Genomic DNA, 5764 nt, shown 5'->3' with positions numbered 1-5764 from the left:
TGTCAGCCCAGACCAAATGGCGGAAGCTCGACGGCGCAAACCGCATGCCCGAGATCATCGAAGGGATTGAATTCAAAGACGGGATCAAACAACTTAACCATGCCGCCTAATCACGCCGTCACCAACTTTCGGGCATAGCTCCGGAATGACCGGCCGGATGCTCCGGAATGCGCACGGGAGAACATAATGCTGATCGCAGACACATCCCTGTCAGGGCATCGTGTTGTGCGTGAGCTGGATAAGATCATCACTGAACGCGGTATGCCGGCGACGATTGTATCGGACAACGGCACCGAGTTCACCAGCATGGCGATCCTCAAATGGGTTCAGGAAACTAGTGTTGATTGGCACTACATCGCGCCTGGAAAGCTCCAGCAGAACGGCTTCATCGAAAGCTTCAACGGCAAGCTGCGGGATGAATGCCTAAATGAAACGCTCTTCGGCACATTGAGTGAAGCCCGCCAAACGCTTGGGGAATGGCAGGAGGATTATAACTGGCGTAGACCACATTCAGCATTGGGCAACCGGACACCAATAGAATTTTTGCAAAGAAAGGCGATAGACGAAATGGCGGCCTAACGCCAAAGATTAAAACCCAAGGACTCCGCGCAAAACTGGAGGAGACTTGGGGCACAGGTCATATTTCAAGGAAACTACTATTGGGTTGTTGCATGGGAGGCTCTTTTCAATCTTGACCAGAAGAAAAATTTGGACGCTGGCATCAAGAAATACAGTGATAACCCACGGCTGTTGGGAGAGTATCAAAAGGCGCAGAAAGAGTTCCGAGGTGGAATTGTTACCCTGACGGAGGACTCGTTCCCAACTTACCGTGATGGTGACTTGGCCAAGGTTGTAACGACGGACATGTTACGTGATGAATTTTTCAATGAGGACAGCGGCCAATACGCTGATCTGTCTGGTGCGGTGGAGGCCGAACTTTCCTTCAATACACCGATGTCTGAAGATCTGATCCAGCTTCGGATGCGTCTGTTCTCGAAGTTGCCGAAATTTTACATCAACTATGACCGCAAAATTTTTATGCACATGGTTCACGGTCGCCTTTATGACAAGGTTGTTCTAGATGGCTGGTGGGGCGCTGAGTTTGACTTTGAGCATATGATGCCAACATCTCATAGGTATTGGACCCGAGACGCACGCGAAGATTTCTGGGCGATTACCAACTTCAGCAATGGGCAGTAGCGTTCTCGACGGCACTATCAGAGGAATCGATCTTGAGCGGGTAAGACGTTTTCGTAACCTTCTTGGATGACAATATCCAATCCATTCCGCTATTCTAAGACCAGCCCTGAGATCGTTCGTCTGGCAGTAATGGTGTACATCCGGTTCCCGATTTCACCTGATCCAGCACAGGAAGAAATGACGGGCTTGAACACACAGGCGTTCTTGGAAGCTTTGCTGGAGAAAAGGTTGGTGTCATCAATTTTACCTACCGATTTTTTGGAAGCTGAGAAAATATTCGAACCTCAGTGGAGTTGTCAGCCCTTGGTTTGGTAGAAGCCCTCCTCTTTCTCGCCCACTTCTCCCCCTCCCTTTGGTAAGAGCAGAAGTTATTGCCGAATTGGCACCAGCGACGACATTGAGTTGATCTGCGCGCATCTTGCCATAGATCGCAGCCGCACGGGCGCTCACTTCGACGCGGTTGATATCTATCAACGCCAGCCAGCTTTCCGGGTTCAGGCCCCCAGATCCGATTGCGACCGTGCCCCGGCGCACATCAAAACCCGCGAGAGCGTGATTGCCGCCAAATTCAGGTATTCCGGTAGTTAGCGCGGCGCCTCAGGCTGACACAAGCTTGCTGCAAGGCGCGGCGCTGATCACTGGTTCCAAGGTTACAGCAAATTGCGGAACCGCGGGTCGGTGACAATTTTATTGAGACCGCTTGCCAAGGCTCTGTTAAAGGCATCGGCTGTGTTGTTACATGCCGCCACGGCGCTGAAACTGGTTGAGAACTTGTGGATGGTTCTCGTGTTGAAACCTGCCCCCTTGGCAGAATCAACTTTTAGTCCAAGCGTCCATTGCCCTTTAACGGAATTCGGTTTCAGCTCGGTGATCTCTACATTGATTGGGACACCACGAGCGCTATGAATACCTCCGGCAAGAAATTCAGCCTGTAAAGCCTGCTTAACAGCAGTCGCAATATCCATGCCGCCACCAACATCGATGGGTCCTGCCAGACGGCAAGTTGGGCGTGCATTTACACCTTCGGCGACTGTGACTGTGCCGACAGATGCGGCCTTTCCAGTCGCTGCGATCGATTGCAGAGCAATTGCATTTGACGGACTACTTTGGTACTGTGGCGGTGAATAGCTATCGCAGCCGGCAAGCATCAAGCCAATGGCCACGGACAGTGCAAATTTTGAAGTCATTGTTTTCTCGTTTCCTCGTAGTGTTTTTTTGATGCTGAGGTCAGGTTGGCATGGCCAAGCGCGGCAAACAGCATTGATTCCAATAGTTCACCCAGATTCACACAGTCATTCTTAAACTCCATTTTGAGGCTGACCTACCCAACAGTCGTATCGGACTCGAAGGCTGGATTGGTGTTGGGCGAAACCTCATCAGGCTGGCTCAACGCGTGCGCCACCTAACTTCTGCAAGGTAGCCTGATTGTTCACTATGATATCCGGGGCGACGCTGACCCCAGCCAGATGATCCTGTGACCACCTGCGCACGACCGAGGGTTGACATAGCCGAAATCGAGGCCAGCGTTCATGGGTAGCTCGAACCCTGGCGCATTTTAGGTTTCCTATAGCGTAGAAACCTTGTTCTCCTTTTTGGCCAAGTCTTGCAATTCACTTCAACACCCCTCAAGGGGCGGAGCGGTCGATGGATAAATGGAAAGGATCATCCGCCAACACACCAATGATCAAACCGTAGATCCAGATCGCATTGTGGAGAAATACCGATGTACTATTTTACAATAGAAATCGGCTATGGAGGTGCGCCGCTTATCAAAAACGCGCCACAATCCCGGTGCCGAGAGCCGCTAAATTGATGAACTGAAACGGTTCTTGACGGCACAGGGCTCAGACGGAATTCTTTCGCAGACGCAGAACACGCTAGATGAACTCAATCGCATTCTCGAACAAGCTGGAAGCGGGAAAGCCGGGCTGCTTCAGGCGACGGTCTATCTCAGCAACGTTAAACAAAAGCTCGAAATGGATACCATTTGGATTGACTGGATTGGGCCAGAAGAGAACTGGCCGCAACGCGCCTGTGTTGGCGTTGACCTGGACGAAGGATGTCTGATTGAGATCGTGGTGACGGCAAAGGTTATCTAGTGTCAAAGCCCGTCATTCGCCGAGTCGAACAATCTGACGAGCCAGAGTGGCAACGCCTTTGGGCCGCCTATAACGCGTTCTATGGTCGTGAAGGTGACACGGCGCTGTCCGGTGAAATTATTGAAACAGCTTGGATGCGACTGCTGGACGGGACTGAAACCGTTTATGGCGTGGTTGCCGAACTGGATGGCAAACTCATTGGGCTCGGCCATTTAATTTTTCACCGCAACATGATTCAGATCGCCGAAACCTGTTACATGCAGGACCTGTTCACCACAGTTGAGGCACGAGGTCGTGGTGTTGGGCGCATGCTGATGTCCGGTATCGCCGACATGCGCGGCGAACGCGGAGTTTGTGACATCTATTGGCATACGCATATTGGCATACGCACGAAAGCAATCGGACAGCGCGGGATCTTTACGACCGGGTGGCGAAAGACACCAAGTTCACCGTCTACCGCAAAAGTATTAATTGACTGCTCCAAAGCACACGTGGCTTGAACAGCAGGCTGGAACAACTTCCTTGATGCATTGCTCTATTCGTGTAGCGATTGCCCTGAGTATTCACAGCAAGAGAGACCACAGACATGCGCCCTCTAAACGGAAAAGTGGCACTAGTGACGGGAGCGTCAGCTCCGCAAGGGATTGGACGCGCAATCGCCACCCGACTTGCTGATGACGGCGCAGCCGTTGTTGTTGCAGACATAGATGGGGCTATGAACATTGATGGTCAAAAGGCTTCGCGGTTTGAACTGCTAAACGGGTTGGTCGCCGACATCAAAGCTTCAAATGGGAAAGCGCTCGCCGTGACATTGGATGTCACAAGTGCTGAAGAGATCAGCAGCTGCATAGACACCGTACTCTCGAAGTTTGGAAGGTTGGACATCCTTGTGAACAATGCAGGATCTTTGGCGGGCTCCGACAACTTTTTGTCTACGACGCCTGCGCAATGGAAAACCAGTTTTGACGTCAACATCTTAGGGCCAATGATGCTTTCTCAAGCCGTCATCCCCGAGATGCGCAAGGTCGGTGGTGGGCGGATTATCAACATCGGCTCAACAGGTAGTCTTGGTGCAGAACCTGGGTTCGGTGCTTATACCGCTACGAAGCACGGGTTGGTGGGGCTGACGAAGACTCTGGCGGCAGAATTCGGCCCTGACGGCATTCTCTGCAACACCGTGTGTCCAGGGTACATCGCAACAGATATGCACTCTGCCGCCAACGTGAGGTTGGCCGGAGAAAACGGTATTTCAATCGAAGAAATGAAACAGCGGCGGTATGAGAGTGTTGCTGTGCGTGATACGGGTCTACCAATCGACGTGGCCAACGCAGTTGCATACTTGGCAGGCCCACAAGCAAACTACGTCACTGGCATTAATCTTCCCGTCACGGGCGGTGTCCCTTTCGGCATCTGATGCCCGAACGTGACGTCAATCTGAGTTCGGCTTTTGTGTGACGTCAAATACCGCTTGTAACACCTGATTAAACGCTCGCGATGAGTGAATACTGCCTATTTGAGCCATCGAGTTGTTAAATTTTGATCTGGTCATTTCCGCAAGGTTTGGACACGCTAACACAAAATGCCGATTGGAGATTATTATGGGCCTCAACACACTTGCTCTCTTCGCGCTGACAGAATTTCTGCTTTCGCTCACGCTGGTCCAGCGGTACTGCTCGTAATCGGCTTATCAATGCGTCAGGGATTTCGCATTGGGTTCATGGCGACACTGGGGATTCTGTCCACGAACGCTTTGTTTTTCACCTTATCTGCACTCGGAATCGGGGCCCTGATCGTTGCCAGCGCCACGCTCTTTACAATTATCAAATGGGTAGGAGCTGCCTATCTTGTATATCTGGGCGTTGGAATGATCACGCCACTGATGAAACACCTCTGGCAGAAAAGATCACTCGGTGAAGGCCTGGACCTTTCGGAAGCGAAGGCCGCCGCGCCAAAGGTCCAGCAAACAGCCGTTAAGTCGTTTTGGCAGGGGTTCACTCTTCAAGCGTCGAACCCTAAGAACATTTTGTTCTTCGTTGCGATCCTCCCGCAATTTATCTCACCGGAGGGGAACGTCGCTACTCAGCTCGTCATTCTTGGCGTTGTCTCGGTTCTGTTGGAACTTCCGGTCCTTGTTTTCTACGGCTTTGCCTCCGTGCTATCCGCACGCCTCATGAAAGAACGCGTCATTGAATGGATCGAAGCGCTAGGCGGCGGCATTTTGATTGCACTTGGAGGGGCTCTTGCAGCGTCGCAGCATCGCTCCAATTGAGTCGAGCCAAGTTTCAATGCTGAAGTTCACTCAGGTTGCAGTATTTGGAACACCAGGCTCAAGGACGAAGCCGCTCGCGCGGCATTGGCGTTTTTGGCTGATGTTTCGCATTTTTCCTGACGTCGCGCATTTTGTGAACTGACGAACCTGTCCGACGATTGAGGCTTTCTCAGTCGACAGAGGAGGTTCCGATGAC

Annotated in this window: 6 protein-coding genes and 2 pseudogenes; 7 read left to right on the top strand and 1 reads right to left on the bottom strand. The window is 51.8% G+C overall.

Going from position 1 to position 5764, the window contains the following annotated elements; genetic code table 11:
* Positions 1 to 165 precede the first annotated feature (165 nt).
* The 3 genes and pseudogenes from ACFWW2_RS16520 to ACFWW2_RS16510 all read left to right on the top strand — a co-directional run.
* Positions 166 to 579 (top strand): annotated as a pseudogene (locus tag ACFWW2_RS16520) (integrase core domain-containing protein); the annotation flags it as partial.
* Positions 580 to 708: 129 nt separating this feature from the next.
* Complete coding sequence (locus ACFWW2_RS16515) at positions 709 to 1200, top strand: hypothetical protein (protein WP_393929719.1); 492 nt, start codon at positions 709 to 711, stop codon at positions 1198 to 1200.
* Positions 1201 to 1266: 66 nt separating this feature from the next.
* Positions 1267 to 1356: pseudogene (locus ACFWW2_RS16510) on the top strand (IS6 family transposase); the annotation flags it as partial.
* Between the two features lie 494 nt (positions 1357 to 1850).
* Here the strand turns inward: ACFWW2_RS16510 and ACFWW2_RS16505 are convergent.
* On the bottom strand, positions 1851 to 2387 hold the full coding sequence (locus tag ACFWW2_RS16505; protein ID WP_393929716.1) for a hypothetical protein: 537 nt from the start codon (positions 2385 to 2387) through the stop codon (positions 1851 to 1853).
* 642 nt (positions 2388 to 3029) lie between these two features.
* On the opposite strand from ACFWW2_RS16505, the gene ACFWW2_RS16500 reads away from it, so the two are divergent.
* From ACFWW2_RS16500 to ACFWW2_RS16485, 4 genes are all read left to right on the top strand, one after another.
* Positions 3030 to 3299 (top strand): Rid family hydrolase, encoded by a 270-nt coding sequence (locus tag ACFWW2_RS16500; protein WP_393929713.1) that lies wholly within the window; start codon positions 3030 to 3032, stop codon positions 3297 to 3299.
* Positions 3299 to 3799, top strand: a complete 501-nt coding sequence (locus ACFWW2_RS16495; protein WP_393929711.1) for a GNAT family N-acetyltransferase — start codon at positions 3299 to 3301, stop codon at positions 3797 to 3799. Before ACFWW2_RS16500 ends, ACFWW2_RS16495 begins: the two co-directional genes overlap by 1 nt.
* 86 nt (positions 3800 to 3885) lie before the next feature.
* Entirely contained in the window at positions 3886 to 4713 is an 828-nt protein-coding gene (locus tag ACFWW2_RS16490; protein ID WP_393929709.1) for an SDR family NAD(P)-dependent oxidoreductase, read from the top strand.
* Positions 4714 to 4878: 165 nt separating this feature from the next.
* Positions 4879 to 5568 (top strand): LysE family translocator, encoded by a 690-nt coding sequence (locus ACFWW2_RS16485; RefSeq protein WP_393929707.1) that lies wholly within the window; start codon positions 4879 to 4881, stop codon positions 5566 to 5568.
* The last annotated feature ends 196 nt before the right edge of the window (positions 5569 to 5764 follow it).

The sequence above is a fragment of the Yoonia sp. R2-816 genome, assembly GCF_046762905.1.
Classification (GTDB): Bacteria; Pseudomonadota; Alphaproteobacteria; order Rhodobacterales; family Rhodobacteraceae; genus Yoonia.
The sequence above is the reverse complement of the archived record's forward strand: the minus strand, read 5'-3'. Positions and strand labels throughout refer to the sequence as shown.

Coding starts and splice junctions, on each gene's coding strand:
- ACFWW2_RS16485 (WP_393929707.1), top strand. CDS start 4,879: ATGCCGATTGGAGATTATTATGGGCCTCAACACACTTGCTCTCTTCGC.
- ACFWW2_RS16505 (WP_393929716.1), bottom strand. CDS start 2,387: ATGACTTCAAAATTTGCACTGTCCGTGGCCATTGGCTTGATGCTTGCC.
- ACFWW2_RS16490 (WP_393929709.1), top strand. CDS start 3,886: ATGCGCCCTCTAAACGGAAAAGTGGCACTAGTGACGGGAGCGTCAGCT.